Annotated in this window: 26 protein-coding genes; 10 read left to right on the top strand and 16 right to left on the bottom strand. The window is 61.3% G+C overall.

The window, feature by feature from the left end:
* Positions 1 to 71: 71 nt before the first annotated feature.
* Genes C2L65_RS40085 through C2L65_RS40075 form a run of 3 tightly spaced genes read right to left on the bottom strand, consistent with a single transcriptional unit; the run spans position 72 to position 4,410 of the window.
* Positions 72 to 968 carry a heme/hemin ABC transporter substrate-binding protein gene (locus C2L65_RS40085; RefSeq protein WP_042305329.1) on the bottom strand — a complete coding sequence of 299 codons (897 nt, stop codon included), beginning with the start codon at positions 966 to 968 and terminating at the stop codon, positions 72 to 74.
* A complete protein-coding gene (locus C2L65_RS40080) occupies positions 965 to 2,068 on the bottom strand; it encodes a hemin-degrading factor (RefSeq protein ID WP_042305328.1) in 1,104 nt (367 codons plus the stop codon). The genes C2L65_RS40085 and C2L65_RS40080 overlap by 4 nt, the downstream gene beginning before the upstream one ends.
* Before the next feature lie 17 nt (positions 2,069 to 2,085).
* Positions 2,086 to 4,410: a TonB-dependent hemoglobin/transferrin/lactoferrin family receptor gene (locus C2L65_RS40075; RefSeq protein ID WP_042305327.1), complete on the bottom strand. Its 2,325-nt coding sequence runs from the start codon at positions 4,408 to 4,410 to the stop codon at positions 2,086 to 2,088.
* A gap of 400 nt (positions 4,411 to 4,810) precedes the next feature.
* Between C2L65_RS40075 and C2L65_RS40070 the strand changes: the two genes are divergently transcribed.
* The 3 genes from C2L65_RS40070 (at position 4,811) to C2L65_RS40060 (ending at position 7,951) form a co-directional block, all read left to right on the top strand.
* Complete coding sequence (locus C2L65_RS40070; RefSeq protein WP_103254652.1) at positions 4,811 to 5,467, top strand: O-methyltransferase; 657 nt, start codon at positions 4,811 to 4,813, stop codon at positions 5,465 to 5,467.
* Positions 5,468 to 5,610: 143 nt separating this feature from the next.
* Entirely contained in the window at positions 5,611 to 6,234 is a 624-nt protein-coding gene (locus C2L65_RS40065; RefSeq protein WP_042305325.1) for a glutathione S-transferase family protein, read from the top strand.
* Between the two features lie 259 nt (positions 6,235 to 6,493).
* Positions 6,494 to 7,951: a sensor histidine kinase gene (locus tag C2L65_RS40060; RefSeq protein WP_042305324.1), complete on the top strand. Its 1,458-nt coding sequence runs from the start codon at positions 6,494 to 6,496 to the stop codon at positions 7,949 to 7,951.
* On the opposite strand, the gene C2L65_RS40055 is transcribed toward C2L65_RS40060, so the two are convergent.
* A complete protein-coding gene (locus C2L65_RS40055; protein WP_007747667.1) occupies positions 7,948 to 8,445 on the bottom strand; it encodes an acyl-CoA thioesterase in 498 nt (165 codons plus the stop codon). The genes C2L65_RS40060 and C2L65_RS40055 overlap by 4 nt on opposite strands.
* Positions 8,446 to 8,647: 202 nt before the next feature.
* On the opposite strand from C2L65_RS40055, the gene C2L65_RS40050 reads away from it, so the two are divergent.
* Entirely contained in the window at positions 8,648 to 9,091 is a 444-nt protein-coding gene (locus C2L65_RS40050) for a CBS domain-containing protein (protein WP_042305323.1), read from the top strand.
* A 1-nt stretch (position 9,092) separates the two neighbouring features.
* Here C2L65_RS40050 and C2L65_RS40045 read toward each other — a convergent pair whose 3' ends face one another.
* The 4 genes from C2L65_RS40045 to C2L65_RS40030 all read right to left on the bottom strand — a co-directional run bounded on the left by C2L65_RS40045 (position 9,093) and on the right by C2L65_RS40030 (position 13,951).
* On the bottom strand, positions 9,093 to 9,458 hold the full coding sequence (locus tag C2L65_RS40045; protein WP_233446659.1) for a helix-turn-helix transcriptional regulator: 366 nt from the start codon (positions 9,456 to 9,458) through the stop codon (positions 9,093 to 9,095).
* Positions 9,459 to 9,940: 482 nt separating this feature from the next.
* Positions 9,941 to 12,235 carry a sigma-54-dependent transcriptional regulator gene (locus C2L65_RS40040; protein WP_042305321.1) on the bottom strand — a complete coding sequence of 765 codons (2,295 nt, stop codon included), beginning with the start codon at positions 12,233 to 12,235 and terminating at the stop codon, positions 9,941 to 9,943.
* A 245-nt stretch (positions 12,236 to 12,480) separates the two neighbouring features.
* Positions 12,481 to 13,128, bottom strand: a complete 648-nt coding sequence (locus C2L65_RS40035) for a glutathione S-transferase family protein (RefSeq protein WP_042305320.1) — start codon at positions 13,126 to 13,128, stop codon at positions 12,481 to 12,483.
* A 76-nt stretch (positions 13,129 to 13,204) separates the two neighbouring features.
* Entirely contained in the window at positions 13,205 to 13,951 is a 747-nt protein-coding gene (locus tag C2L65_RS40030; RefSeq protein ID WP_042305319.1) for an SDR family NAD(P)-dependent oxidoreductase, read from the bottom strand.
* A 277-nt stretch (positions 13,952 to 14,228) separates the two neighbouring features.
* Here C2L65_RS40030 and C2L65_RS40020 point away from each other — a divergent pair, with 277 nt between their 5' ends.
* Positions 14,229 to 14,639, top strand: a complete 411-nt coding sequence (locus C2L65_RS40020; RefSeq protein WP_042305374.1) for a LysR substrate-binding domain-containing protein — start codon at positions 14,229 to 14,231, stop codon at positions 14,637 to 14,639.
* 21 nt (positions 14,640 to 14,660) lie between these two features.
* On the opposite strand, the gene C2L65_RS40015 is transcribed toward C2L65_RS40020, so the two are convergent.
* Together C2L65_RS40015 and C2L65_RS40010 are read right to left on the bottom strand one after the other, a co-directional pair.
* On the bottom strand, positions 14,661 to 15,407 hold the full coding sequence (locus C2L65_RS40015) for an SDR family NAD(P)-dependent oxidoreductase (RefSeq protein ID WP_042305318.1): 747 nt from the start codon (positions 15,405 to 15,407) through the stop codon (positions 14,661 to 14,663).
* A 32-nt stretch (positions 15,408 to 15,439) separates the two neighbouring features.
* Positions 15,440 to 16,306 (bottom strand): alpha/beta fold hydrolase, encoded by an 867-nt coding sequence (locus C2L65_RS40010; RefSeq protein ID WP_042305317.1) that lies wholly within the window; start codon positions 16,304 to 16,306, stop codon positions 15,440 to 15,442.
* A 337-nt stretch (positions 16,307 to 16,643) separates the two neighbouring features.
* On the opposite strand from C2L65_RS40010, the gene C2L65_RS40005 reads away from it, so the two are divergent.
* Both C2L65_RS40005 and C2L65_RS40000 read left to right on the top strand, forming a co-directional pair.
* Positions 16,644 to 17,075, top strand: a complete 432-nt coding sequence (locus tag C2L65_RS40005) for a hypothetical protein (RefSeq protein WP_229516592.1) — start codon at positions 16,644 to 16,646, stop codon at positions 17,073 to 17,075.
* A 58-nt stretch (positions 17,076 to 17,133) separates the two neighbouring features.
* Positions 17,134 to 18,579, top strand: a complete 1,446-nt coding sequence (locus C2L65_RS40000) for a DEAD/DEAH box helicase (RefSeq protein WP_042305316.1) — start codon at positions 17,134 to 17,136, stop codon at positions 18,577 to 18,579.
* A gap of 106 nt (positions 18,580 to 18,685) precedes the next feature.
* Here the strand turns inward: C2L65_RS40000 and C2L65_RS39995 are convergent, their stop codons facing one another.
* Entirely contained in the window at positions 18,686 to 19,144 is a 459-nt protein-coding gene (locus C2L65_RS39995; RefSeq protein ID WP_042305315.1) for a DUF4437 domain-containing protein, read from the bottom strand.
* A 102-nt stretch (positions 19,145 to 19,246) separates the two neighbouring features.
* Entirely contained in the window at positions 19,247 to 19,951 is a 705-nt protein-coding gene (locus C2L65_RS39990; RefSeq protein WP_042305314.1) for a glutathione binding-like protein, read from the bottom strand.
* 431 nt (positions 19,952 to 20,382) lie between these two features.
* On the opposite strand from C2L65_RS39990, the gene C2L65_RS39985 reads away from it, so the two are divergent.
* Positions 20,383 to 20,949 carry a cysteine hydrolase family protein gene (locus C2L65_RS39985; RefSeq protein ID WP_042305313.1) on the top strand — a complete coding sequence of 189 codons (567 nt, stop codon included), beginning with the start codon at positions 20,383 to 20,385 and terminating at the stop codon, positions 20,947 to 20,949.
* Between the two features lie 147 nt (positions 20,950 to 21,096).
* On the opposite strand, the gene C2L65_RS39980 is transcribed toward C2L65_RS39985, so the two are convergent.
* The 4 genes from C2L65_RS39980 to C2L65_RS39965 form a co-directional block, all read right to left on the bottom strand.
* Complete coding sequence (locus C2L65_RS39980) at positions 21,097 to 22,002, bottom strand: LysR family transcriptional regulator (protein WP_042305312.1); 906 nt, start codon at positions 22,000 to 22,002, stop codon at positions 21,097 to 21,099.
* A 194-nt stretch (positions 22,003 to 22,196) separates the two neighbouring features.
* Positions 22,197 to 22,592, bottom strand: a complete 396-nt coding sequence (locus tag C2L65_RS39975) for a DUF427 domain-containing protein (protein WP_042305311.1) — start codon at positions 22,590 to 22,592, stop codon at positions 22,197 to 22,199.
* A 15-nt stretch (positions 22,593 to 22,607) separates the two neighbouring features.
* Complete coding sequence (locus tag C2L65_RS39970; RefSeq protein ID WP_042305310.1) at positions 22,608 to 23,741, bottom strand: alkene reductase; 1,134 nt, start codon at positions 23,739 to 23,741, stop codon at positions 22,608 to 22,610.
* Between the two features lie 56 nt (positions 23,742 to 23,797).
* A complete protein-coding gene (locus C2L65_RS39965) occupies positions 23,798 to 24,544 on the bottom strand; it encodes an SDR family NAD(P)-dependent oxidoreductase (RefSeq protein ID WP_042305309.1) in 747 nt (248 codons plus the stop codon).
* A 214-nt stretch (positions 24,545 to 24,758) separates the two neighbouring features.
* On the opposite strand from C2L65_RS39965, the gene C2L65_RS39960 reads away from it, so the two are divergent.
* Together C2L65_RS39960 and C2L65_RS39955 are read left to right on the top strand one after the other, a co-directional pair.
* On the top strand, positions 24,759 to 25,643 hold the full coding sequence (locus C2L65_RS39960) for a LysR substrate-binding domain-containing protein (protein ID WP_042305308.1): 885 nt from the start codon (positions 24,759 to 24,761) through the stop codon (positions 25,641 to 25,643).
* 73 nt (positions 25,644 to 25,716) lie between these two features.
* Positions 25,717 to 26,652, top strand: coding sequence for a LysR family transcriptional regulator (locus tag C2L65_RS39955; RefSeq protein WP_042305307.1), 936 nt, complete (start codon positions 25,717 to 25,719; stop codon positions 26,650 to 26,652).
* Positions 26,653 to 26,672 lie beyond the last annotated feature (20 nt).

Genomic DNA, 26,672 nt, shown 5'->3' with positions numbered 1-26,672 from the left:
GGCCATGGGCATGTTGAAAATGCCCGTCGATTTCATGAGACATGGATGCAGAGCGCTGTGGGCGGTTCGGTTCAGGAAGTGAACAATCGGCGATGGAGTTCGGCTACGGCATCAGGCAGGCGTGGACCGAATCCCAGCAGGAACAGCGTATCGAGCGAAACGACGCAGCCGTCACGGCCTGCGGGCGTCAACTGGAACCCCGCGCCCGCCAGCAGATTCTGCTTGCCACCCGACGCCTGCAAGGTGTCGTCGGTGGTCAGCACCACGTCGGGCTGACATGCGGCGAGCGCTTCCGGCGACAAGGCCCGGTATCCCGCGAAGTCCCGAATCGCGTTGGTTGCGCCCGCATACGTCAGCATTGCATCGGCGGCTGTGTGCTGGCCTGCGACCATCGGTTGATTGCCGCCTGGATTGAGCAGGAACAACACGCGCAAGGGCTTGCGCTGCGCGCGGGCGATGCGTTGCGCCGTCTGCGTCCACTGGCTGTCGAAGCGTTCGAGCAAGGTCTGTCCGGCGGCTGCTGCATCGAGCGCACGCGCCGTGCCCTGGATCTTGTTACGCACGGACGCTACATCATGCGACTCATCAAAGCTGACGATCCGCACGCCCATCCTGCTCGCCTGATCGAGAGCCGACGGCGGTCCTGCCTCCGCCGACGCGAGAATCAGCGTCGGCCGGAAGGAAAGCAGTCCTTCGGTGGACAGCGTGCGCTGATAGCCGACCTTCGGCAGCGCCAGCGCCTGCGATGGAAACGTGCATGTCGTGTCGGTGGCGACGAGCGTTTGTGCCTTGCCGAGCGCATAGACGACTTCCGCAATCGCGCCGCCAACGACGATCACGCGTTGCGCGCGGCTTCCCATTCCTTTCGTTTCGGCGGACCGCGCAGGTCGCGCGAACGATGCAAGCGTCAGCGCGCCGAGACCGGCCATCAGCTTTCGCCGGTCTGCGTTGAAGTGGTCGTTGCTCATGCTTCGCAGGCTCCCGCAGTCGCATCTGTCGTTTCGTCGCGCGTCAGTGTGTCGACGAGCGCGCGCCATGCGGGCAGTTCCGGATTGCCGGTTTTGCGCGCGCCGAACAGCAACGCGATGTTCTCGCCCTGCGCGTCGTAAAGCTCAACGGAGGTGACGATGCCGTCGCTGGTCGGCTTGCGCACGACCCAGATGCTGTCGATCAGATCGGTACGCAGATGCAGATTAAAGTCGGGGTCGAGCACATTGAGCCATGGGCCCATCGTGCGTATCGTCGAAACCGGGCCCGTGTGAATCTGGATCATGCCGCCATTGCCGACGAACACCATGATGGGCAGCGACGTCTGCGCCGCCGACGTCAGCAGCGTGCCAATCGAATCCTTGCCGACGCGCCACGCGTAATCGGGCGGCGCGAACCGCAGCGCCTGCGTGCGTCCGACATTGAATTTGCGCAGCAGCGGAAAGAACTGATGCGTGTCCGTCATTGACGTCCACGCGTGGCGGAACGCGTCGACGTCGATTTGTTCGTCGGGCGTGGTCGCAGCGGGCGGTTGTGCCGGCGCGACCACGAGACCTGGCGTCTGCACGGAAGCCTTGTGCCTCTCGACGAGCGCATCGAACGCCTGATGGTCGCTGTGCCCGCGCAAATAGATCTTCGTGACGGCGCGGCCCTGTGCATCGAAAACCTGGATGCTGTGACGCGTGCCTTGTTCGAGCGGCTCGCGCACCGCGAACGCCGAGGCCCACTTGCTGTAGAACATCCGCAGATCGATCGCGCTGCCGAGCGCAAGTCCTGTCGGGCCTTCATGGCTCATCTTCTCGAAGGCGCCGTCCTTTTCGTGTACGGCGGCTTCGTTGCGCGTCAGGATCATCACGGAGCCGAGCGTCGGCATCGATTCGAATAGCTCGATCAATCTGTCGTCGAGGCGTACGACGTGTTCGCCGACGAAAGCGGCCAGCGCTTCGCCTTCGGTCACGCCGAGCGCCGCAGCGGCTTCACGTTGACGCAGCTTCTGGGTCGCGCGAACGTGGAGGAAGTCGTGCCGAAGCGTGGCGAGCGAAGCGGCGTCGGTCGTATAGCGTTGCTGTGTAGCGTTCATTGTCGTGTCCTTGGTGTTCAGAAATCGATCTTCATGCCGACGTTGAAGTTGCGGCCCGGCGCGGTGAGCGCGCTGATCTTCGCGTAGCCGTCGCTGTCGGCGAGGCCGCGTACGTCATTCCAGATCCAGTATTTGCGGTCGAACAGGTTGTCGATGCCCGCAGTCACGCTCACGTGTTTAGTGATCTTGTAGCCCGCGTGAAGGTCGAAAATGGTGTAAGAGGGCGTCGAGTAATAGCTCGAGCTCGACATGTCCGACTTGTCCTTGCGCGAGTTGTAGATCATGTCCGCGCCGACGAACCAGCGCTCGCCATGCGTGTAGTTGACGCCTAGCACGACGGCGAGCGGCGGTACCGTGTCGAGGCCGGTGGTCGTGTCGTCGTTGGTTTCCGTGCCCTTGATCCAGGCCATCCCGCCTTTCACTTCGAGGCTGTCGTTGACGATCCAGTCCGCTTTCGCTTCGACGCCGTGAATCGACGCCTTCGAGTAGTTCACGTACTGCACGGTGTACGGATTGGTCGCCGACGTCATGCTGCCGCCAACCACCTTGGTATCGATGAAGTTCTTGTATCGACCTGCAAACGCGGCCGTGCTGTAGGTGACCTGGCCGTGGCCGACGCCGAGCTTGCCGCGCAGGCCGGCTTCGATGGAGTTGCTCGTTTCGGGCTTCAGGTTGGGATTGCCGACCTGCTGGTAATAGAGGCCATACGAGCCGACCGGGTTGTAATAGCTATTGACCTGATACGCGGACGGCGCGCGGAATCCATGTGCGTACTGCACGTACGGCACGAAGGCGGGCGTGACCTCATACAGCAGCGCGAGGCGCGGCGAAACGGCATTGCCGCTCGACGTCGTGGTCGGTTCGGTCGAGCCTGCGCTAGCGGTGTCATACGTTGCGTCGGGATGCGGCGTCATCCGGTAGTAGTCGAAGCGCAGGCCCGGCACGATGCTCAGCTTGTTCCAGCGTATCTCGTCTTGCGCAAAGATGCCGAGGTTGGTTTGCGTCGTCTTCGGGAACGCTTCCGGATAACCATCCGTCGCCGTCCATTCGGAGCCCGCGGAACTGGACGTGCTGTAGTGCGACACGCTGGCGTCGATGCCATACGTCAGGCGATGCTGCAGAACGCCCGTCCTGAACGCGCTATCCGCCGCGACGCTGCCGCCGACGATGTTGTCACCATAGTTGTTGACGCGTGTGCGGCTTGCCGACGCGCCTGCCGTATTGGTGCCGTCGATGTCGAGCGTCTGCCGTGTGGCGGCGTTGCGGTAGTAGAGCGATGCGTGGAGCTGCTGGAACCACGGGTTCGTCGCATCGTGGTGATCGTAGTCGAGCTGGACGCGGTTGCTCGTCACCTCGTTTTCCGTGTAGTAACGGTTGGCGGTGTAGCCGCTCCAGGTGTAGGCGCCGTTCAGTTGCGAGAGGCCGTCGCTGGAGTTCGCGTTGTTGAGCGTTTCGGCCGTCAGCTTGAACGTGTCGCGGCTCGTCGGCTTGACGACGATCTTGCCGAGCGCGCTGCGATTGTTGTACGTCAGCGGATCGGGCGTCGAGCGGGTGGCGCCCAGCGTGTTGCTTGTGCCCATGTTGTCGGTCTCGTGACCGTGGCGACCGCTCAGCGCGACGAGGCCCTGAATCGTCTCGCCGCCGAACGCGGCCATGGCCGTCGAACCCCAACTGCGGTCGGTCGAGTCGTAGCCCGATTTGAGCGAAAAGTAAGTCGGCTTGTTGTAGATGGAGAGCAGGTCATCGGGATCTTTGGTGACGAAGTTGACCGCGCCTGTCAGGCCGTCGCTGCCATAGAGCGCCGAAGTCGGGCCGCGCAACACTTCGATACGTTGATACAGGTCGGTGTTCAGATAGTCCGCGCGTCCCGCCGAGCCCGAGCCGAATGCGTACGATTGCGGCAGCGGAATGCCGTCTTCGAGCAGCAACACCTGGTTGCCTTCCAGGCCGCGGATGTTGATTCCTTCATTGCCCGCGCGCCCCGACGACCCGGTGATACCCGATGGCCGATATGCCTGGCGCCGCACTTCGACGCCAGGCTCATACTTGAGCGCGTCCTTGACGTCTTTGGCGTTGGTGTCGTCGATATCGTCGCTGGTGATCACCGATACAGTGGCGGCCGTCCGGTTCAGGTCCGCTGTGCCGAGGCGGTTCGCCGTGACGCTCACCGCCTTGAGGGCTTCGTCGCGGCGCGCCGCGCTGGTCTTGTCCGTGTTTTCGTTGTGCTGCGACGACGGGTCGGCCGTGGCCTGATCGGCAAGCGCGAGGCTTGCATAAGCCCCGCAGGTTTTGGCGATGACAGCCGGCACGACGTATTTGACGAGACATCGTTTGAAACGCATTCCATTCCCCGTGTTGGTTCGATGTTGGATGTTTGTTGCCAAACCGAAAGCGAGTGAATGCTATCCGTAGATGCGAATGATTCTCGATAACCATGCTAGTTGTAATTTTTTCGGTGTATTACGACGGTGGAAGACCGAAGATCGAGAAGATTCGAGTGCGCGAGGCGGCTTCTAGGGGGCAGCGGGCGCCAGATGGCGTGTCTGCGCGTGAATAGCGGGGCTTATGAGGCTGGATCGGATGACAGCGCGCCGTAAGGATCAGTAAGCCGCACGCGGGGAACAAGGCTCGAAAATCGAAGCCAGTCCACTGTGTGCGGAGTGCGCGCACGCTTCCCTATGCAATCCGATCGCGATGGCGCCGCCTGATGCGCGCTCCCGCGATCCATCAAGGAGCCGTTTCATGAGAGACATGCCTGTATCCACATCGCCCGTCAGTCCCATCAAGGACGAACGCGTCAATCAGGTGCTGCAGCGTTTGAACGCGTCGCGCCGCTTTCCTGGCAGCGAGGCGTTCGGCGGGCCGTCGGGCAACGATCCGGAGGCTTTCGCCGACTACGGCTTTTCGATTCATCCCGATCAGGGCGAGTTGATGTACGTGCTCTGTCGCGGGATGCGCGCCACGCGAGTCGTTGACTTTGCAACTTCAATCGGCATGTCCGCGCTGTATCTGGCGGCGGCCATGCGCGACAACGGTGGCGGGCTGGTGATCGGATCGGAGCTGGTTGCTTCGAAGGCGGAAATCGCGCGTCAGAATCTGACTGAGGCAGGGCTCGCGCAATATGCCGATATCCGTGTCGGCGATGCGCGGCAAACGCTGCGCGACGTCGGCGGTCCGATCGACTTCGCGTTGATCGACGGCTGGTCGCTGCCGGATGGGCCGTCGCTCGCGCGCACGGTGGTCGAACTGATCGCGCCGCAATTGCGCGTCGGCGGATACATCCTGAACGACAATGCCGAGCCCGATTTCCTCGAGTACATTCGCGACCCGGCCAACGGATTCATTTCGGTTACTCTGCCGATCAAGCGCGGAACCGAACTGGCGCTGAAGATCAGTTGAGGCGCCACGCTTCAAACTGTTGACGCGAAAGGCCGTGCGCGATGACAACGCAAAGTGGAACGGGGCTCGTTCATCAAACTGTGTCTTGAACCGTACATTGCACTGGGCCTAGACTCATCGCACTCAAACCCCTTTACTTTCGCATGCTCAAGATCCTTGGAAAGGCGTCATCCATTAACGTTCGAAAGGTGCTGTGGACTTGCGCCGAACTGAATCTTCAGTTCGAGCGGGAGGATTGGGGAACCGGGTTCCAATCCACGCACACCCCAGAGTTTCTCTCGCTGAACCCAAACGGTCTGGTGCCCGTCATCAAGGACGCAGACCTCGTTCTCTGGGAGTCGAACACCATCATCCGCTACCTCGCGTCGCGTTACGGCGGCGCGCATCTCTATCCGGCAGATCCACTGATGCGCGCGCCCGTCGATCAATGGATGGACTGGCAGGCAACGGATCTCAACCGCTCGTGGAGCTACGCGTTTCTCGCGCTGGTCCGGCAGTCGGCTGCGCATCAGGCGGAGAAGGAAGTCGCGACGTCGATCGCCAGCTGGACGGCGCACATGCGCATATTGAACGGGCAGTTGCTGGCAACCGGCGCATTCGTTGCCGGAACGCAGTTCTCGCTCGCTGACATTCCCGTGGGATTGTCCGTCAACCGCTGGTTCCGCACGCCATTCGAACACGCGCAATTCCCGGCCGTATCGGAGTACTTCGAGCGTTTGAGCGACCGTCCGGGCTTCGGAGCCTATTGCGCAAACGGGTTGCCATAACCGGCGCGGAGCAGGGTAAATGTTGCGCTAAAATCGTGGCACCGCGGGAACGAAAAAGCGCCAGCGGTCTGGTACGAACACTGCTGCCAGTGCGACCGAGAACAACAACGCCGCTGTGCTGATGGGGAACGCGAGTCGCTTGACGACATTCAGGCAAACGTTGTCGGCCTGTTGGCTGAGCTTGCTAACTGAGCTTGTTTCAACCCGACCCGTCCAGCCTGCCGAGGAACAATCAGCGGCGAAACACACATAAGGCTTTATGTATTCGACCTTGCCAGCGTTCGTATCCGCGCTGTTCCTGGGCTTCGGTGTCTACGTCCTGTTGACTGAAGGCGTGACGCGTCTGTCGACGCCGTTCGCGCTGATGTGCATGGCGACCTTCGCGTGGCAGGGCACGTGGGCGTTCCTGTTTCAGACCACGAGCCCCGAAACGGCCGGCATACTGGTCAAGGCGGGCTATTTCTTCATCCTGTTCCTGCCAACGACGTTCTATCACTTCGTGACCGAACTCGTCGAACGGCGCGACGAGCGGCCTCTACTGATGGCGTCGTATGCGTTGTGCGTAATCCTCGCGGTGTTGCTGGTGACGAGTGACGAGGTGGTCGCCGGTTTCGGCGTTCATTTCTTCGGCGACTATCCGCGTGCAGGGCGACTGCACCCGGTACACGTGATGCAGACCGTTCTGCTCGCCGCGCGCAGCGGATGGCTGCTGATCGTATCGAGGCGTCAGGCGCGTGCCCGTCACAGACGGCGCCTGCTGGGTCTCTGTCTCGTGAGCCTGTGCCTCTATTCTCTAGCGGCGAGCGACTATGCCGTCAATTACGGCTATGTGTTCTATCCGCCCGGCGTCATCTTTATTGCCATCAGTCTGGGTATTCTCGCCATCACCATTGTCCGGCATGGCTTGATGCGGCAGTACTTTCTCGCCGCGACGGTCGCGCAAGAAGTCGCGATGCCGCTCGAAGTGATAGGCATGCATGCCGATGAACTCGGCAACGCGCTGCCGGAATTGTTGCGCGGATATCAGCTGGCCGTGCGGCACCAGTTGCTAGTCAACGGGCTTTATCCGGGGCAGTCCGAGCGACTGCCCACGCTCACCCGGGCGATTCGCCGTCAGATCGACAGCACGAGTACCGTCGTCGAGATGTCGCTGGCGTCGTTCACGCTGGACCGGCTTGATCGCCGGAGCTTCGGCCCACAGTCGATCAGGCACTGCGTCGAGTCGGCACTGGATCGCTATCCGTTCGTGCCGGGCGAGCGCGCTCGCGTCTCCGTTCTCCCGATCGACGCGCAGTTGCGATTCTCCGGCACGGATTCGCTGTTCGTGTTCGTCATCTTCAACCTGCTGAAAAATGCGTTGTACTCGATCGAGTCGAGCGGCTCGGGCAGCATCACGATCAGCGCGGGGCGCGATGGAGGCTTTTGCGTCGTTCACTTCAACGATACCGGTCCGGGTATCGCGGCCGACGTGCTGCCGCATATCTTCGATCCGTTCTATTCGACCAAGCCGCATGGACACGCAGGCGGCATGGGACTCGATTTCTGCCGGCGCGTGTGCGACGCGTTCGGCGGCACGATCTCGTGTGCGTCGACACCGGGCGTGCTGACCACGTTCACGCTCAGATTGCCGGAGCCGGGTTCGGCGGCGGACCGCGCAATACACGATCCGCCGCCACGGGCCCGGCGCTCGCGCGCCGGGCAGGGTGGAATCAATTAGTTCGTGACGGACGGCAGGATCACTTCATATTCCTTGACCCGCTCGATGATTCCTTCCGGGAAACGCCGGATCCGCTTGTCCATTCCGGCAAACAGAATCTGCTGATATCCGTGCGACACAGGCCGTCCGTCCACGCAGAAACGGAACAGCAGATACGCCGAACATTGCCGAACCTGGAATGTGTTCAGGTAGCAGTCGACGCGCTGGAACGGAAACGTCTCCTGCACGTATTCCTGATGCGCGCGTTTCGTGACAAAGGTGCCCCCTGCGGCCAGCAGATTGTTGTGAATGCACTCATGGAACCAGCGTTCCCGACAGACGCCCTGCCACTCGAAGTAGCGGGCGAAATACGTATTCATGAAGGCATTGGAATCCTTGAGGTAGATGTCGATGACATGGTGAAAGGTTTTCTGGGGCGCTCCCTCCAGGTTATCGGCGGACAACAGTTCGGAAGTACGCGACAGAACTTGAGGGATGGCTTCGCGAGTCAACATGCATTGCTCCTTGGGATGCCGCTGGCGGCGGCCACGCATTCCTCCTGCATGAAGGAACGCCCCAATTCTGGCCCCTCGACTGGAGTTTCCATTTCGGCTGCCGTTAATCGACTAGTGGGACGGTACACCGGCGACAGTCGACTGGCGCGGGCGCGCGGTGCCATGCCGCATCCGTTTCCCCGCAATAACAGAGAGTTCAGCGATGAAAGTAGAAGATCTGATGACGAAGCGCGTCGTAACCGTCGGTTTCGACGACACGCTCGAAACCGTCAAGGACATATTCGAGCAATCTGGGTTTCATCATCTGCTTGTCGTTGAGGACAGGGAACTGCAAGGCGTGGTGTCTGACCGCGATCTGTTGCGCGCGTTGAGTCCGTTTATCGACAGTGTCGTCGAGACCCAGCGGGATATCGGCACGCTGAGCCGGCGCGTGCATCAGATCATGAGCCGCAAGCCCATTACACTGCGCCCGGACGCGGACGTTAGCGAGGCCATCCAGTTGTTTCTGGCGCATGCCATTTCGTGTATTCCGATTGTCGACGGCGGGTCGAGGCCGGTGGGAATCGTCAGCTGGCGCGATGTACTGAAGGTCTGTTCGGAGATGCTGAAGTCGCCCGTCGATGAGGGCGGCGGCGTTGAGCCTTAATTCATTTGGAAGCCAAAGCGCGATATTCCTGCGGCGCCATTCCATAAGCGCGCCGGAACGCACGCGTAAAGACGGACGCGCTCTTGAAGCCCAGTCCGAAGGCGATCTCCAGCACCAGCGCGTGCGGATAGCGGATGAGGTCATCGGCTGCATGGCGCAGCCTGAGATCGCGGATGTAAGCGCCGAGGCCACCTTCGTGCTGAAACAGGCGATACAACGTCGAGCGCGGAAGCTGTAGCGCGCTCAGTACGCTTTCGGGCGACAGTTGATCGTCGCACAGATGCGCGTCGACATAGCGATGCACCCGCTTGACCATGGAGGCTTGCGATTCCGTGCAGGTGTCGTCGCGCGCCAAGCGTTGCGGCACGTAGCAAGCGTCAAATGTGGTAGCGCAGTGGTCCATGCGGAATTGTTCTTTGCCGGAGCGCCTCCGGAAATTTCGGGGTGAAGCGACGCGCTTCTCTCTGGAAGCCATTCGTCGCCACCTGCATCTACAGCTACAACAACAGCACGGCCCTATCGATTGGGTGCTCGGACGCTGAAAATCAGCCTCTCATTTCAGCAAGCGTTGTGCCATGCAGCCAAAGCCAATGGCAGCGGGAAAACCCCGGTGCTCGATGCGAAGGAGTGGACGATTCCGACCAGCGATCGAAATGGAGATGGACGATTTCGGCCAATGGGAGATCGTGGCCACGGTGATGCGCCGATATCGTCCATGCGCAAGGCGAGTCGGCAGGCGAGCGCCCTCATCCGGACGAAGCCGTCCGGCAGCGCGGGCAAGGAAAGGAGTCCGGCGGCACGGCCTACTGAGCTGTGCCGGATCGAAGCGCAGAGGCCGCAGGGCGCCGGTTACGCGTTGCCGAGAGAAACCTCGTGACGCAGTTCGGAAAGCAACGCCACCGCGCTGGCAATCCGGCTGGTCCGGTCCGTGGGCAACGCGCGCAATCCGCGTTCGAGCGTGTCGATCGCTTCCGCGCGGCGTCCCGTCGATCGAAGCAGGTCCGCAAGATAGCGCGCGGCATCCACGCGCGCCGGCACGGAGCCGAACGCGAGCGCCGTCGACAGCGCGGTGCGCAGACCCTGTTCCGCAGCCGTCAGATCGCCGAGCGCCCACTGCGCACGCGCCCGCGTGACCAGCAGTTCGCCGAGATAGACGCGTTCCTGGCGGGCCAGCGTTTCATCGACGGCGCCGGCGAGCATTGCCTCGCAGGATTGCGCGCGGCCCGCGCGCAGCAGCAGTTCGCCGTGCTGCCACGCCATGAACGAATAGAACAGCGCACCGCCATTGCAGACGACGTGATTGTCGTAACCGTCGAGCATGATGGTTTCCGCTTCATCCGAATGACCGAGCGTGCTGAGATGACAGGCACGCAGTATCTGGCCCACACCGCGATAGAACGCGAAGCCGTTTGCGATCGACACCGACTCGAGTTCGCTCGACAGACTCCCGAGCCGGTCCGCGTCATCGAACAGACACGCGAGCCACGAAGCGCCTTGCAGGTTGACGGCATGCGCGAACGCATGCGGACCCGGTTCCGACGAACGCAGGATCAGCATTTCCATCGCGCGCCGCGCCTGCCCGAATGCGCCGATCTGATACGCGGCGAGTCCTTCGAAAGTCAGCGCAAGACTGGCGAGGTCGATCCCCTGCGAGCCGGTGCGCGTGTCGTTGCGCCCCACGCCGAGCAGATCGCCGCGCGCGAGACAGGCCAGCGCTTCCTCGCTGTCGCCAAGCCAGAAAAGCGTGTTGGTCATCGCGACGTGGGCTTCGTCGAGCGAAACGCGGTCGCGGCTGTTCTGCGCACGCTGCAGCATGTCCTGCGCGGTGGCGCGTGCCTGTTTGAGCTGCAGCGTCGTCAGTTGCGTCGTCCAGACGCCGAACTGGATCGCGGCGATTTCGGCCGGTTCGCAGATGCCTTCGCCGATCGACAGCGCGGCCGCATAGCATGCGGTGGCTTCCGCATAGAGCCAGCCATGCACACTGCGCAGACTCATGCCGAGCAGCCGGTAAGCATCGAACTGCAGGCGGCGCACCGCGTCCTGATCGGGGTTGGCCTGCAGCACGTCGAGGCAGCGGCGCAAAGGCGGAATGGCTTCCGCGAAACGCGACTCCTCGATCAGCGCAGTCGCATGTTCGAGACATTTACGGGCCTCGCGATGATGCTCCTCACGCGATTTCAGTCGCCGCTCGATAGTCTTGCGGCCGACGCCGAGCAAAGCGGCGGCGGCGCTCTTGTTGCCCGCCGTCCGTTCGAGCGCGCGGTCGATCAGCAGATCTTCGGCTGCGGCCAGCTTGTCGCGTCCGTCGAGTTGCAGCAGCATGTCGGCGAGGCTCGCGCGCGAGACGGGCCCGGAGGCTTCGTTGGCGAGAAACGGTTCGAGCGTGTCGACGTCGATCAGGGTATTTTCGGCCAGCACGCTCAACTGGCTGATCAGATTGCGCAACTGCCGGATGTGGCCGGGCCACGCATGCTGGCTGAGCCGCCGCACGGCAGCGGGCGAAAACTCCAGATGCCGCGCCTGTTGCGAAGCGAAATGCGCAACGAGCGCGGGTATGTCCTCGACGCGCTGTTCGAGTCCGGGCACGGCGAGCACGAAGACGGCGAGCCGGTAGAACAGATCTTCGCGGAAACGACCTTCGCGCGAGAGTTCGCGCAGGTCGCGGTGAGTCGACGCGACGACGCGCCCTTCGAAACGAAGATTGGTCGAAGAACCAATCGGACGGAAGGTGCGCGTTTCGAGCACACGCAACAGTTTCGGCTGAAGGGCGAGCGGCAGCTCGCCGATTTCATCGAGCAGCAGCGTGCCTTTGCCGACCTGCTGAAAGAGTCCCTGACGGTTTTCCGCGGCGCCCGTGAAGGCGCCTTTCACATGCCCGAACAATTCTGCTTCGACGAGATGCTCGGGAATCGCGCCGCAGTTCACGTCGACGAACGGCTCGTCGTGACGCGCGCTGCGCATGTGTACGCGCCGCGCAACCAGTTCCTTGCCTGAACCTGTCGGGCCGAAGATGAGCAGCGCGTGATCGGTCGGTGCAACGCGATCGATCAATCGAACCAGTTGGCGAAATGCAGGCGCGGCGCCGATGAACCCGCCGGAATTCGTTTTGTTTTGGGCGAACGGGATAATCGGGGAAGAACTCATTGGCAACTGGGCTCCAGATAAATCCGCGCATGGGGTGCCGGGACCGTCCGCGGCGAAGATGGAAGTATGACGGGTTGTTGGAGATCTGGTGCTTTTGAAATTAAACGTTATGCGCGTGTGTGGTGGCGAGTTGCTATTAACGGCATTGATTCGACTACGCTTTAGTGCCTGCGAATTAGCGTGCTATGGCGGTGCCTGAAAGCTCAGGCACCGCCACTACGACCCGAAAGTACTTACGCAGTGCTCTAAGCTTTCGAAGAAGAACGTGTCGACACCTTGTCGTACCACGCCTGCAGCGCGTCGAATTCCGCGGGAATGGTCATCTTCATGCCGCCCGCCGCAAAGTCGATCGTCACCAGTGTCGTGATGTCGCCCGCCGAGAATTCGTCACCTGCGACGAACGGCACTTGCTTGAGACGATCGTTGAAATCGGCAAAGAAGTTGGCAACACGCAGCTTGCTACGCTCGACGATTTCGGGAATCTGCTCGTAAGCATGCGGACCTGACAACGCGCGACCCTTAAGACCGGCCACGGCATTGCGCACACCTTCCATCACTGCCGTAAATCCGTCGAGTTCGGCGCGTCGTTCCCACATTGCAATCAGCGCTTTCTGTTGTGGTGTCGTGCCCAGCAAAGCGGGCTTCGCAGGATACGCTTCTTCGACGTAGCGCCAGATTGCCGGGACTTCACCAATCGTCGTGCCGTCTTGCAGAACGAGCGCAGGAACCTGACGACGAGGATTGATCGCTACATACGCAGTGGAGAATTGCTCTTTCTCGCCAAGGTTCACTGCTTTAGTCGGAATCTCGATGCCCTTCTCGGCAAGAAAAATACGCACGCGGCGAGAGTTCGGAGAAGCCTTTGATTCGTAAAGCGTGAGTTCGGTATTCATGTTCTGTCCAATCAGATAGAAAGTACTGGACCCGCCCTCGAAGGTTTAAGCCTGAAGGCGAGTGACCTGGCGGAATTCAGCCCGCGGTTTTGCCGCCGTCGACGGTAAGGATCTGGCCGGTGACGAACGCGGCGCCTTCGGCTGCGAGATAGAGGACGGCTGCGGCGATGTCATCGGGTTTGCCGATGCGCGCAAGCGGCACCTTGGACGCGAGCGCGGCCTTGTTTTCCGGTGTGCTGGTGAAGCGGTCGAGCATGCCCGTGTCGGTCGGACCGGGTGCGACGGCATTGACGCGAACGCCCGTCGGCGCAACTTCGAGCGCGGCCGACTTCGTGATGCCCTCGACCGCGTGCTTGCTGCCCGCATACACCGACGCGAACGCCGCGCCTTCGTGACCGTAGGTCGATGAAATATTGACGATGCTGCCCGCGCGCTGCGCCGTCATCACGCGCAACTCGTGCTTGAGGCTCAGCAGCGTGCCGAGCACGTTGGTGTCGAACGTGTCGGCATAACTGTCCGCCGTCTGCTCGACCACGGGACCCGGCCGACCTTCCGTTCCAGCATTGTTGACGGCTACATCCAGCCTGCCGTATCGCGCGACGGTCTGGTCGACCAGGTTGCGGACTTCTTCATCGTGGCGCACATCCGCCTTCACGAAGAGGGCTTCCGCGCCCGCTTCGCGCAATGCGGCTTCGAGCGCTGCGCCTTCTGCGGCGCGACGGCCCGACACGACGAGGCGCGCTCCGGCACGAGCGAACGCAAAGGCGGTTGCACGACCGATGCCCGTCAGGGCACCTGTGATAAGGACGACGGGTTGATTCATTTGAGGCTCCAGTCAGGTACGTGTACGACACAACGCTTGTGTCGTTCTGCTCGGTGAGCATGATGGAGCCAACTTTAGCCGTCGCTTGCGGCTATGAAAAAGACTTTCCAGGCTGGAGGGCATGCCTGTCGAGCATGCCGTGTCGAAGAGTCAGGCGGCTTCAGTCTGCCGCTTCGCGATACTTCGCAAACCGCGAAGTCTGCCCGATGCCGGGATTGAGGCAATTGCACGGGTCGAGCTTTTGATAGAACGCCGCGAGCGCGGGCTTCGCGTAGACATGCTTGTCGTGCTGCCCGAAGGCCAGCGTCTGAACCGGCGGCGCGTCGATCTTGCGGATCTGGCCGGCGATCCGTTCATCATCTTTCCGCGAACGATTGGCCCCGATCTTTACGATTCGCTTATCGGCCCGTGTCATGCAGCCGGTTTTGCGCCTTCGATCAGCATGGAGTCGCCGCAGATTTCGTCGGCGGCGAATCTGGTGTCAGCGGGGTTTGGTGTCGCGGTGGTGCCGTCTTCGATGCGACAGGTGCAGGTCGAAGGCGTCTCGTACCACGAGCTTCAGGGCAAGCCGCTCGCGACAGGCATCGCGTTGATCCATCGGCAGCGCGAAAGGTCGCCAGCCGTGACGAATTTCGTCAGGATCGTGCGGCAGTATGGTGCGGCGGCGCGGCGTTCGTCGGGACAATGACGATCGCCGCGAAAGGATCGATCAGAGCTTTGATCCACCGTCGACACGCAGCGTGTCGCCTGTGATCCAGCGTGCGTCGTCGGAGGCGAGGAACACGGCAGCGCCCGCGATATCGTCGGGCTGCGCGACGCGCTTGAGCGCCTGCATGCCCAACGTGAAGTCGCGGCCGGCGTCCGTCCTCGCGAAGTTCGACATATCCGTTTCGACGACACCTGGCGCGATCGCGTTGACGCGAATGCCGCGTTCGCCGAGCGCGGACGCGAAGTGACGCACGAGCGTGTCGACAGCGCCTTTGGTCGCTGCGTACGCAGACAGGTTGTTGACGGATGCGCGCGCTGCAAGCGACGACAGCAACACGACGCTGCTGCCTTCACCCAGCACGGGCAGCAACTGCTGCACGAGGAAGAACGGCGCGCGCACGTTGACGGCGAACAGGTTGTCGAAATCTTCGACGGTCGTTTCTTCGATCGGGGCAGCCTTCGAGATGCCCGCATTCGCGACGAGGATGTCGAGACGATCGCCCGTCAGCGACCGCACCCGCTTCGCAAGTTCATGCGGCCCGTTCGCGTCGCGCAGATCGGCGGCGACCTTGTCGGCCTGTCCGCCCGCCGAGCGGATCGCATCGACCACGGCGTCGGCGGCCTGCTCTGCGCTGCTGTAGTGGACCAGCACGCGTGCGCCTGCTTGCGCGAGCGCGATGGCCGTGGCGCGGCCGATGCCGCGGGAAGCGCCTGTCACGAGCGCGGTCTTGCCTGTCAGCTTGTTCATGATGAGATTCCGTTGAATGTGATGAGAGCGCGTTACGCGTTGCGTGCGCCGGCTTCCGAGAGAAACTGATCGACGTGTGTAACGAAGCGTTCGGGGTACTGGTACAGCGAGCCGTGATTGGCGTCCGGATAGATGATCAGTTGCGCGTTCGGGATGTGCTGCTGCAGGATCCACGAGTTGATCGAATAGATGATCACGTCGTTGTCGCCGTTGATGACGAGCGTCGGCTGCCTGAGCGCGTCGAGATAGTCGTACGGGTTCTCGCGCGGCGCCCCCCACTTTGCGAGCGCGGCGAGTTGCGCGGGCGCGACTTTGTCGTTGGCTTCGGGGTCGCGGTTCTCCGTGCGCAGACGGAAGCGCTCGACGAAGCCACGGCCTGCTACCTGGCTCGCTTCGGAAGGTGCAAAGTGAACGCGCAGCCACAAGTCATCAGGATGCGCATACGACGCGCCGAAGATCTCCTGCGCTTCGGGCGTGAGCGACGCCATGCCTTCGCCGCTGCGCGGACCGGTGCCGACGAGGATCACCTTGCGCACCAGTTGCCGCTTCGTAATCGCGAGTTCCTGCGCGATCAGGCCGCCCATCGAAAAGCCGAGCACGTCGACCTGCTTCAGCCCAAGCGCTTCGACGAACGCAGCAGCATTGGCGGCCATTTCTTCGATCGACTCCGGTACGGCGCCCGAGCTGCTGGAGATCCCGGCGTTGTTGAACAGGATCACTTCGCGGTTTTGCGCGAGGCCGTCGGTGACGGCAGGGTCCCAATGGTCCATCGTGCCCGTGAAGTGAATGTTCATCACGAGCGGCACAGTGTTCGGGTTGCCGAAGCGGCGATATGCGAAACGGACGCCGTTGGCCTCGACGAACTGGGTCGGCGCGGTTTGATGAGTATGGCGGATCATGGCAGTTGTCCTTTGGGAAATCCGTTGCAGTTCATTGCGGCGTGATATAGCTGAAACGTATGGGATACCGCTGGTGTGCTGCCGCTGTCCCGTCCGTATGCGCTTCGTGTATCGCCGTCCTGCAACGTAATGTAGGCGCGTCGAACTCTTTCGAAAAAGACTTTGTAGGCTGTGCGGCATGCCTGAAAAGCATGGCGCAGGACGCTGTCCGGCCACCATTCACGCGCAGCACCCGTCAGGCCTTCGCGACGGCATGCTTGCGGGCGTGATAGATGCTCGCGTTCGTTTTCACATACGAACTCGGAGATCAGTTATCCGTATCAGCCGGCGGCCAGGAATGGACGGTGACGGGCCGCCCGAGATCGTCGACAATGCCGACATTCCTGGATCGGTAGGTAGTAGAAAAATGCGCGTTATCGTTGCGCTGCTCGCATTCCTGACCAGCAGCCTTGCTTGGGCTGGCTACGACGTTCACATCACCCGGAAGGCTTTCTGGGCTGATACGTCGGGCCTGAGGATCACACTCGAGGAGTGGAGGGCGTACGTCCAGTCTGACTCCCAGGTGGCGAGCGATTCCGCAAACCGACCAACGGACTTTCTCGTAACGGTCAACGGGGCAACTTTTCCCCTTTGGTACAACTCGGAGCTGGGCGAACTCTACACAAAGGATCCAACGGACGAAGTCGTTCACAAGCTTGAGGATATCGCTCGCGCGATGCGGGCGAGGGTCCAGGGCGATGACGGTGAGTTGTATCCTGCGCAGCCTTGATCTGCGCGCCGCAATCAGGCGGAACCGCTAGAATTGCGGTTTTAGCCGGAATTCGCCCATGTCTTTTGCCTCGCTTGGCCTGATCGATCCCTTGCTGCGTAATGTGCAGGACCTCAATTACCAGACACCTACGCCGGTCCAGGCCAAGGCGATTCCTGCTGTGCTCAGTGGCAAGGACGTTATGGCTGGGGCGCAGACGGGCACTGGCAAAACGGCGGGTTTCGCGCTGCCGCTGTTGCAGCGGTTAGTGCAACACGGCCCGGCGGTGTCCAGCAACCGCGCGCGTGTTCTGGTGCTGGTGCCCACGCGTGAACTGGCCGAACAGGTGCTGCAAAGCTTTATCGCTTACGGCAAAGGCCTCGACTTACGATTTCTGGCCGCCTACGGTGGTGTGAGTATCAACCCGCAGATGATGAAGTTGCGCAAAGGCGTGGATGTCCTCGTTGCCACGCCGGGCCGTTTGCTCGATCTCAATCGCCAGAACGCAGTGCAGTTTGACCAGGTACAAACGCTGGTGCTGGATGAAGCCGACCGCATGCTGGATCTGGGTTTTGCGCGTGAACTCAACGCCGTCTTTGCTGCCTTGCCCGCTCAGCGCCAGACCCTGCTGTTCTCTGCCACGTTTTCCGACGATATCCGCGCCATGGCGGCGGGCATTCTGCGCGGCCCGGTCCATATCAGCGTCAGCCCGCCCAATGCCACGGCCAGCAAGATCAAGCAGTGGGTGGTGACGGTGGATAAAAAGAACAAGCCTGACCTCTTCATGCACCTTGTGGCCGAGAACAACTGGGAGCACGCGCTGGTGTTCGTCAAAACCCGCAATGGCGTGGACTACCTGGCGGCCATGCTGGATGAAGCGGGCTATGCGGTCGACACCATCCACGGCGACAAACCGCAACCTGCGCGCCTGCGTGCGCTGGAGCGCTTCAAGACGGGCGAAGTCAATATGCTGGTAGCCACCGATGTGGCTGCGCGCGGGCTGGATATCGACGACCTGCCGCTGGTGATCAACGTTGATCTGCCGATCGTGGCGCAAGACTATGTCCACCGTATTGGCCGTACCGGCCGCGCGGGCGCCAGCGGCGTGGCGGTGTCCCTTGTGTGTGCCGATGAAGCGCCGCAACTGGCCGCGATTGAAGCGCTGATCCGGCAAACGCTGCCGCGTGAAGAGGAGCCGGGTTTTGAAGCCGAACACCGCGTTCCGCAAACCAGCGCGACGGGCCAGATCATCAAGAAACCCAAAAAGCCCAAGAAGCCCAAAGTGCCGCAAGCTGCGCCGGGCGCGACGCAGGTGCCCAGCAAAAAGCCGCGCCCGCAAAGTGGCGAAAACAAACACAAGCCTGCGGCGCAGCGCGCTGTGGCTGCGGGTAAGGGCACAAGCTTGTCTGGCGGTAACCCATTCAGCGCGCAAAAGCCACGCAGCAAACCCGCCAGCAAGCCAGCTGCGGGTTCGCGTAAGCCGGCTGGCAAATCCGCTGGCGGCCGCGGCAAACGCCAACCCTGATCCGTTGGGATAAGTAACGCCCGCCCTGGAACAGGCTAGTCAGTATGACTTCCGTGAGCCCGGGGCTGGCGCGCCCTGAGGAATCAAACAATCGACCGGTGTCGATTCACCTGGCGGGCAGATAATCGAATGCGCCCTTCGATGTCACGAAGAAGATGCACTCAGTCTGCGAAATGCACTTCGTGACGTGCTGCTCACCACCCTTCTGGTACCAGTACGAGCCTGCCGGCAGCGGGTGATCCTGCTTCGAACCCGGAGGTTCATTGGCAACGACGCCAGCAATGACGACGCCATAGTAGGAGTGGGTGTGCGTGTGTACGCCACTGGCTGTGCCGCCCGGCATCTTGATGTAATTGCTGTGCGCGCCGTTTGCCGGATCGCCCCAACCATTGGCGACCGTCAGGCCTTCCTTGTCCTGATAGAACTTCAGTTCAGTAACCGGCACGACCTTGGAGCTGTCCGCGTAGAGGTCCGGGTTTCCTCCGGCCGCGGCGGCGAGCGCAGGGATCGTGGCCACAATCGCGGCGGCGATTGTCATGCGTTTGACGTTGTTCGTAAAAAACATTTTTGGTTCCTTTAAATTCAAGTTCAATAAAATCAGTATTACGAAATTGATGATTGGCGGAGAGATCTGGGCGCGCGTGTCATCCGTCGCATCTTTAGCGAATCAGGCTGTCGGCTGCATCTGGGCGTACAACTGCTTGCGATGCTCATCTGTCAGTTGCGCGGGGCGTACTGCTTCAGCCAGCGCATAGGCGCGTTTGACCGCGGGTCGTTCGGCGACGCGTTCTAGCCAACGCGCGACATGTGGAAAGCGATCCATCGCGATTCCCTGCGCGGCATGCTGCGTTACCCATGGATACACCGCCATATCCGCAATCGAATATTCCCCCGCAATGTACTCACGGTCGGCCAGTCGTTTGTTCAGAACGCGGTAGAGCCGCCCCGCCTCCCTGGTGAACCGTTCGATTGCCAAAGGCAGTTGTTCTGATGCGTACGTACGGAAGAAGACCGTTTGGCCCAAAATCGGCCCGAGACCGCCCATTTGCCAGAACAACCATTGCAGGACTTCAACGCGACCATTCGGGGTGGCAGGAATGAACTGCCCCGTCTTTTCCGCGAGATGCAACAGGATTGCACCTGATTCGAAAACCGATGCGTCGAGTTGACGGTCCACGATGGCCGGCATCCGGTTGTTTGGCGAAATCTTTTCGAAGTCGGCGGTTAGCTGTACTCCTTTGCCGATATCGACGGGGTGTATCTGGTAAGTCACTCCGGTCTCTTCGAGGAAGATGGCGACTTTCTGACCGTTTGGCGTGGGCCAATAGTAAAAGTCGATCTCGGTCACGTTGGTGGTCGCTGCAGTAGTCATGGAAATCTCACTGGTGATATTCGATATCACGTAGTTCGTGATTGATGGCGCCGAGTATGGGCGATCGCCAGGATTCGAGAAACGAGCTCGACCAGAAAAGACCATTCTCGTAACGAGAACGCTGACATGGGCGGGTGGCCGTGTTTTTTTCGGACGAAAGAAGGGCGTTGCTGGAATCTGACTGGCTACGTTCTGTGTCGCCCGTTTCGCACTTCCGACATTGCGGGTTCGACAACGCCGATCCACTCATCTCGTTACGCGAACGGTGCATTCTCCATTCGGGTTATTCCGCCAGTCCGATGAATCGGGCAGTATCGGGTTCGTTGCGCCACGGTCACCTTCCATCTGGTTGGGGCTTACATGCGCTGCAGCTACGTATTCGGCCTCCTATGGAGCCCGAATCTTTGTTCACCGTTCGAGGTAGAGGAAACATGACGAAACAAGCACTGATAGTGGTCGATATTCAGAACGATTACTTCGCCGGAGGAAAGTGGATATTGGATGGCGTCGACGCCGCCGCGGATAACGCACGCAACATCATCGAGTCCGCAAGGACGAACGGCGATCTGGTCGTGCATATCCGCCATGAAACGCTGTCAAAAGATGCGGCGTTCTTCGTGCCGGATACCGACGGTGCTCAACTCCATCCGAAGGCTGCGAATCTGTCTGGCGAACTCGTGATCGTCAAACACCATATGAATCCATTCCGCGACACCGACCTGAGGAAGATTCTCGATGCTCAAGGTATCGAGACGGTGGTGGTAGTGGGAAATATGAGCCACATGTGTATCGACGCGGTTACCCGTGCTGCGGTGGACTTTGGCTACAGCACGACGGTGATCCACGATGCCTGCGCCACGCACGCTCTCGAGTTCAACGGGGTAAGCGTGCCGGCATTGCAGGTACATGCGGCGTTTATGGCAGCGTTGAGTTTCGGGTACGCGAAAGTCGTCTCAGCCGCGGACTTTTTGAATGCCGGGCGCCAACGCGCTAATTGACGCAGGCAACACGTGATACCGCACGCTTCCCGTGCGGTCCGATGGAGCCTCGACTTGTACGAGTAGAAACACGATGCCGCATCACCTGCGGCGTCGACCTCTGTGTCGATCTGCCGACTGCCACTCGGCAAGTTCAACTGTGAACCGCTATGCGCGCCACAGCGAAGCCTTCGCCCTGAATGTTTCGATTGCGAGGTCGAGGAATGCGCGCACTTTCCGATTCGCACGTCTGCCTTCGCGGTGCAACACGTGTACGGGGAGCGTCGCAAGCTCATATTCTGGCAACACGATCCGAAGCCGTCCTTGTGCCAGCTCGGATGAAATCTGACAAGACAGAAGGCACACGATGCCTAGTCCGGACATGGCGGCTGTCATCGCGGAGTCGTTTGTCGTGGTGATCAGGCGTGGCTGGATTGGCACGACGACAGGCTTCCCGTCCACGCGAAAGCGCCACTCAGGGGATGACGTTGAAGGCGTCGACTGGATGGCGACATGAGACATGAGGTCACTGGGACGTTGCGGTTCCCCGTGTGCCTCCAGATAGGCGGGCGAGGCGCAGAGTACGCTCCGCACTTTGCCGATTGCGACAGCTTGAAGTGAAGAATTGGGCAGTTCCCCGATACGAATCGCGACATCGACACCTTCGTCGACGAGATTCACAGTTCGATCCAGAAACCAGCAACTCACAGTCACGGCCGGATAGCGCGTTAAATACTCTTGAACGATTGGCGTGACATAGTTCTTTCCGAAGACTACGGGGGCCGTCACTGTCAGTTGGCCACGCGGTGTGCTGTGTGCGCTGACCGCGGCCAGCTCCGCTGCCTCCACTTTCGCAAGGATGCTACGACAATCATCGAAAAATTTCTCGCCGGCATCGGTCATTCTGACGATACGGGTTGTGCGGTTCAGCAGGCGCACACCGAGATGCGCTTCGAGTTCGTTGATCAAGCGACTGATGACGGATGGCGAGATTTTGAGCTTGCGTGCTGCAGAAGCGAAGCCTTCTGTTTCGACGACGGTCACGAAAGTCGTCATTGCCTGAAGTCTGTCCATATTCAAAGAGACTATCGCGAAAGGAAAAAGCGGTGCGTGCAGGTCCGCATCCGGTATCACGGTTTATCGTGACGCTTGCTTATTCAAGAGCGCAGTGTAGTCATACATTGGGCTGGTCAGAATCCCTCGGCAGGTCAATTCATACTTCGCGAAACGAGAACAGTCAGGAAGTCTTCTGTCCAAACGTCGATTCCTTATTCACGTTCTTCGATCGAATCGACACGGTCGCTGTAGAACGCGAGGTGCTCGCGAATCGGCTCGACAGCGGGATACGGCGACTCGTAAGTCCAGATCGCGTTGACAGCGCGCTCGCCACCCGACGGGATCGAGAAGTACGCGGCGTCGCCCTTATATGGGCAGTACGTCGAAAGCTCCGTGCGTTCGAGCAGCGCGAAGTCGACATCCTTTCTCGGGACGTAGAACACGGGCGGATAGTGCGCTTCGCGCAGCGTCAGCGCGTCGCGTGTGTCGGCGATGATGCGGCCCGCGACCGTGACGACGACGCGCGAAGGGTTACGTTCGATGGCGATGGGGTGATCGGGACCGGGAATCTTTACGGTTTTTGTGTTCGGCGTGTTGTTGCTGGACATGTTTAGCTCCTTGAGTCAGACGGTTTCATCGTTCGATGCTTCGGCGATGGTGTCGTCGTATGCGGGAAAATCGATATACGCGCGTTCGCCGCCGCCCCAGAACGCGTCGCGCTGATAAGGCGCTAGCGGCAGGTCGCGTCGCAGGCGTTCGGGCAAATCCGGATTCGACGAGAACCAGCGGCCGAACGCGACGAGATCGGCGTCGCCGCGTTGCAGGATCTGCTCGGCGCCTGCGCGGTCGAAGCCGCCCGCCGCGATGATCGGGCCGTTGAATATCTTGCGCAGGAACGACGACGCGACGGGCGCCTGGCCTTCGACGAGCGTTTCCGTGCCCATCACACGTGGCTCGATCACGTGCAGATACGCGAGGCCATATGCATTGAGCCGGTCGGCGAAATAGCCGAAGGTTGCTTCGGGGTTGCTGTCGGATATCGCCCCCCAACGGCCGCTCGGCGACACGCGCACGCCGACGCGGTCCGCGCCCCACACGGATGCAAATGCATCGACGAGTTCGAGCGAGAAGCGCGTGCGTTTTTCGATCGTGCCGCCATAGGCGTCCGTGCGCTTGTTGGTGCCGTCCTGAAGAAACGTGTCTGCGAGGTAGCCGTTCGCGTTGTGCAATTCGACGCCGTCGAAACCGGCTGCTTTCGCACGCTCTGCCGCACGTCTGAACGATTCGACGATGGCGGGAATCTCGTTGGTTTCCAGCGCGCGATGCGGCGAATTGGGTACCCAGCCGTTTTGCGTGAACACGGTCGTTTCGTACGACACGACCGACGGCGCAATGGGCGCATTGCCCCAGCTCAGGTCGACGTGCGACTGGCGCCCGTCGTGCGCGATCTGCATGAAGATGTGCGCACCTTTCGCGTGAACGGCGTCGGTGATTTTCTTCCAGGCTTCGATATGTTCGTCGGTATAGATACCGGGCGCGCCGAGATAGCCGCGGCTGTCGTAGGAAGGATGCGCGCTTTCCGTGATCAGCAGGCCGCCTTGCGATGCGCGCTGCCGGTAGTACTCGATCATCATCGCGCTCGGGCTGTCGTCGGATTCGGAACGCAGACGCGTCATCGGCGCATGCACGATGCGGTGTGACAATTGTATCGGGCCTACGTTTGTCGGAGAGAACAGTTTCAGATTCTTGTCAGTCATTTTGGATGCCTTATCAATTAGTATGGATCGAATGCATTTCGTTTGTTGCATGCTTGTCAGAGCTTCGATCCGCCGTCGACGCGCAGCGTGTCGCCCGTGATCCAGTTCGCCTTGTCGGAAGCAAGGAATGTCACGGCGCCGGCGATGTCGTCGGGCTGCGCGACGCGCTTCAGCGCCTGCAGACTCAGCGTGTAGTCGCGGCCTGCATCGGTTGTCGCGAAGCTCGACATGTCGGTTGCGACGACGCCGGGCGCAATCGCATTCACACGCACGCCGCGCTCGCCAAGCGCTGATGCGAAGTGCCGCACCAGCGTATCGACGGCACCCTTTGTTGCGGCGTAGGCGGCCAGCTCGCCAACCGATGCACGTGCCGCCAGCGACGACAGCAGTACGACGCTGCTGCCTTTGCACAGCATCGGCAGGAGTTGCTGGACGAGGAAGAACGGCGCGCGCACGTTGACGGCAAAGAGTTCGTCGAAATCTTCGACCGTCGTGTCTTCGATGCTTGCAGCCTTGGCGATGCCCGCGTTCGCGACGAGCAAGTCGAGCCGTCCGCCGACGATGGCGCGCACGCGTTGGGCGAGCATGCGCGGGCCGTCGGCGGCGCGCAGGTCGGCGGCGATTTTCTGCGCGTGGCCGCCGGCCGCGACGATCCCGGCGACGGTCGAGTCGGCGGCTGCTTCATTGCTGCTGTAATGCACGAGCACCTGCGCACCGGCGCGGCCGAGTGCAAGCGCGATGGCGCGGCCAATGCCACGGGATGCGCCCGTGACAAGCGCGGTTTTTCCAGCGAGTTCGTTCATGGCAAAGCTCCGGTAAATTGATCGGCGGGATCGTCCCGAAATAACAGGCAGGCATGACTGCAAAACTGTCTCGCCGGCGTCGCACTGCTCGATGTGACTGCTGGCATGTAATCTAGCCTTCGCTTGCGCAAAGAAAAAAGACTTTGTAGGCTGGCGGGCATGCTCCGGAAGCATGGCTTGTGAAGCGTGCAAAACGGACGAACCAGGAGGAAGCATGGAGTTACGCCATCTGCGCTATTTCGTTGCCGTAGCGGAAACGGGCAGCCTCACGGTCGCCGCGGAGCAACGGCTGTTCACGTCGCAGCCATCGCTCAGCCGGCAGATCCGTGATCTCGAAGACGAGGTCAAGGCGGAACTGTTCAGCCGCAGCGCGCGTGGCGTCGAGTTGACCGCGTCGGGCAAGGCGTTCCTCGATCACGCACGGCTTGCGCTCGCACAGGTCGACGCCGCCATCGAAGCCGCGCGTCGCGCGTCGCGTCCGGCCAAACAGGTCTTCGCGCTCGGCTTCCTGACGGGTCAGGAAATGACGTGGCTGCCGCGCGCCATGCAAGTGTTGCGCGACGAGTTGCCGAACATCGACGTGACGGTGTCGAGTGGCTACTCGCCCGATCTCGCCGACGCCGTGGCGCGCGGCAAGCTCGATCTTGCGTTTGTGCGCAGGGAGCCGGGGCTCGATCTCGAATACCGTGTCGTCTCTCGCGAGAAGCTTGTCGTGCTGATGCCGAGCGACCATCGGCTGACGGCGAAGCAGGCGATCCGTCCGTCGGATCTAAAAGGCGAGACATTCATCATGGCGTCGAACAAGGCACGCGTGCTGCACGATGTGGTCGCGCGATATCTGCAGGAGAATGGGCTCGATCCGAAGCCGGAGCACGGTGTCGATAACCTTGCGATGGCGATGTCGCTGGTTGCGTCGACGCGCGGACTTTCGTTGATGCCCGAGTACGCGAACAATCTGCTGCCGTGGTCGGTGGTCAGCCGTCCGCTGGTAGGCGAGGCGCCGACCGTCGATCTCGCGATCGGCTACAGTCGATCGAATGCGTCTCCTGTGCTGAAGCTGTTTTTGTCGAGGGCGGACGAGTTGGTGGACGTTCGCTGAGCGAGCAGCTGACCTATATTGGCAGGATGTGCCGGACATTCACCCGGCTTCGCACAGAACGGGAGTCAGCGCGATGGACCGCCTTGCGGCGATCGAAATCTTTATCCGTGTCGTCGATACAGGTTCTTTTTCGGCTGCGGCGCGACACTTCGATATCGGCCAGCCGGCCGCGTCGAAAGCTGTTGCTCAACTCGAGGAATGGCTCGGCGTCAAGTTGCTGCTGCGCTCGACTCGCGCGCTCACACCGACGGAAGCCGGTCAGAACTTCTATCAGCGCGCGAGACGCGCCGTTGAGGAAGCGGACGAGGCCGTGCTCGCGGCGCGAGGCACGGCAGCGGGGCTGACGGGCAAGCTGAGAGTCTCGGCGGCCGTATGTTTCGCGCGGCTGCACATCGTGCCGCGCTTGCCGGCCTTTCTCGAACAGCACCCGGAGCTCGATCTCGAACTCGTGCTCGACGATCGCAACATCGATCTCGTCGAAGAGGGCATCGACCTCGCGTTGCGCATGGGCGAACTGGCGGACTCGAACATGACGGCGCGACGCATTGCCGTCGCGCGCCGGCGCGTGCTCGCGACGCCTGCCTATTTCGAACGGCACGGCATGCCGCAAGCGCCCGCCGATCTGCACGCGCATCGCGCTGTCGTCTATACGCGCGACTACGGTGGCGGAGAAGACTGGACCTTTCGCAGGGAAACGGCGGAGTTGCCCGTGCGGCTGCAGGGCCGCGTACGAATCTCCGCGACAGAGGGCCTGCGCGCGGCCGTCTTTGCGGATATGGGCCTTGCCGTCGCGTCGGAATGGGCCTTTTGGCCTGAACTGAAATCGGGCGCCGTCGTTTCGGTGATGGATGACTGGATGCTGCCGGCCATTCCGTTGTCCGCTGTTTATCCGACGGGACGGTTGGCCAGCAGCAAGGCGCGTCAGTTCACTGCCTTCGTCGAGGAGTGCCTTGCGCCCGAGTTCGCGCCCGAACGCTTCATGGGCCGTGGCAACTCGCAGGCTGCGTGACGCATCCGTTTCGAACCGGG

This window comes from Paraburkholderia terrae (assembly GCF_002902925.1).
GTDB lineage: Bacteria > Pseudomonadota > Gammaproteobacteria > Burkholderiales > Burkholderiaceae > Paraburkholderia > Paraburkholderia terrae.
This window is presented reverse-complemented; position numbering and strand designations above follow the sequence as displayed.

Bases quoted from the DNA above. Each gene is read 5' to 3' on its own strand.
- C2L65_RS40085 (WP_042305329.1), bottom strand. From the start codon at position 968: ATGAGCAACGACCACTTCAACGCAGACCGGCGAAAGCTGATGGCCGGT.
- C2L65_RS40080 (WP_042305328.1), bottom strand. From the start codon at position 2,068: ATGAACGCTACACAGCAACGCTATACGACCGACGCCGCTTCGCTCGCC.
- C2L65_RS40075 (WP_042305327.1), bottom strand. From the start codon at position 4,410: ATGCGTTTCAAACGATGTCTCGTCAAATACGTCGTGCCGGCTGTCATC.
- C2L65_RS40070 (WP_103254652.1), top strand. From the start codon at position 4,811: ATGAGAGACATGCCTGTATCCACATCGCCCGTCAGTCCCATCAAGGAC.
- C2L65_RS40065 (WP_042305325.1), top strand. From the start codon at position 5,611: ATGCTCAAGATCCTTGGAAAGGCGTCATCCATTAACGTTCGAAAGGTG.
- C2L65_RS40060 (WP_042305324.1), top strand. From the start codon at position 6,494: ATGTATTCGACCTTGCCAGCGTTCGTATCCGCGCTGTTCCTGGGCTTC.
- C2L65_RS40055 (WP_007747667.1), bottom strand. From the start codon at position 8,445: ATGTTGACTCGCGAAGCCATCCCTCAAGTTCTGTCGCGTACTTCCGAA.
- C2L65_RS40050 (WP_042305323.1), top strand. From the start codon at position 8,648: ATGAAAGTAGAAGATCTGATGACGAAGCGCGTCGTAACCGTCGGTTTC.
- C2L65_RS40040 (WP_042305321.1), bottom strand. From the start codon at position 12,235: ATGAGTTCTTCCCCGATTATCCCGTTCGCCCAAAACAAAACGAATTCC.
- C2L65_RS40035 (WP_042305320.1), bottom strand. From the start codon at position 13,128: ATGAATACCGAACTCACGCTTTACGAATCAAAGGCTTCTCCGAACTCT.
- C2L65_RS40030 (WP_042305319.1), bottom strand. From the start codon at position 13,951: ATGAATCAACCCGTCGTCCTTATCACAGGTGCCCTGACGGGCATCGGT.
- C2L65_RS40020 (WP_042305374.1), top strand. From the start codon at position 14,229: ATGCTTGTCGTGCTGCCCGAAGGCCAGCGTCTGAACCGGCGGCGCGTC.
- C2L65_RS40015 (WP_042305318.1), bottom strand. From the start codon at position 15,407: ATGAACAAGCTGACAGGCAAGACCGCGCTCGTGACAGGCGCTTCCCGC.
- C2L65_RS40010 (WP_042305317.1), bottom strand. From the start codon at position 16,306: ATGATCCGCCATACTCATCAAACCGCGCCGACCCAGTTCGTCGAGGCC.
- C2L65_RS40005 (WP_229516592.1), top strand. From the start codon at position 16,644: ATGGACGGTGACGGGCCGCCCGAGATCGTCGACAATGCCGACATTCCT.
- C2L65_RS40000 (WP_042305316.1), top strand. From the start codon at position 17,134: ATGTCTTTTGCCTCGCTTGGCCTGATCGATCCCTTGCTGCGTAATGTG.
- C2L65_RS39995 (WP_042305315.1), bottom strand. From the start codon at position 19,144: ATGTTTTTTACGAACAACGTCAAACGCATGACAATCGCCGCCGCGATT.
- C2L65_RS39990 (WP_042305314.1), bottom strand. From the start codon at position 19,951: ATGACTACTGCAGCGACCACCAACGTGACCGAGATCGACTTTTACTAT.
- C2L65_RS39985 (WP_042305313.1), top strand. From the start codon at position 20,383: ATGACGAAACAAGCACTGATAGTGGTCGATATTCAGAACGATTACTTC.
- C2L65_RS39980 (WP_042305312.1), bottom strand. From the start codon at position 22,002: ATGGACAGACTTCAGGCAATGACGACTTTCGTGACCGTCGTCGAAACA.
- C2L65_RS39975 (WP_042305311.1), bottom strand. From the start codon at position 22,592: ATGTCCAGCAACAACACGCCGAACACAAAAACCGTAAAGATTCCCGGT.
- C2L65_RS39970 (WP_042305310.1), bottom strand. From the start codon at position 23,741: ATGACTGACAAGAATCTGAAACTGTTCTCTCCGACAAACGTAGGCCCG.
- C2L65_RS39965 (WP_042305309.1), bottom strand. From the start codon at position 24,544: ATGAACGAACTCGCTGGAAAAACCGCGCTTGTCACGGGCGCATCCCGT.
- C2L65_RS39960 (WP_042305308.1), top strand. From the start codon at position 24,759: ATGGAGTTACGCCATCTGCGCTATTTCGTTGCCGTAGCGGAAACGGGC.
- C2L65_RS39955 (WP_042305307.1), top strand. From the start codon at position 25,717: ATGGACCGCCTTGCGGCGATCGAAATCTTTATCCGTGTCGTCGATACA.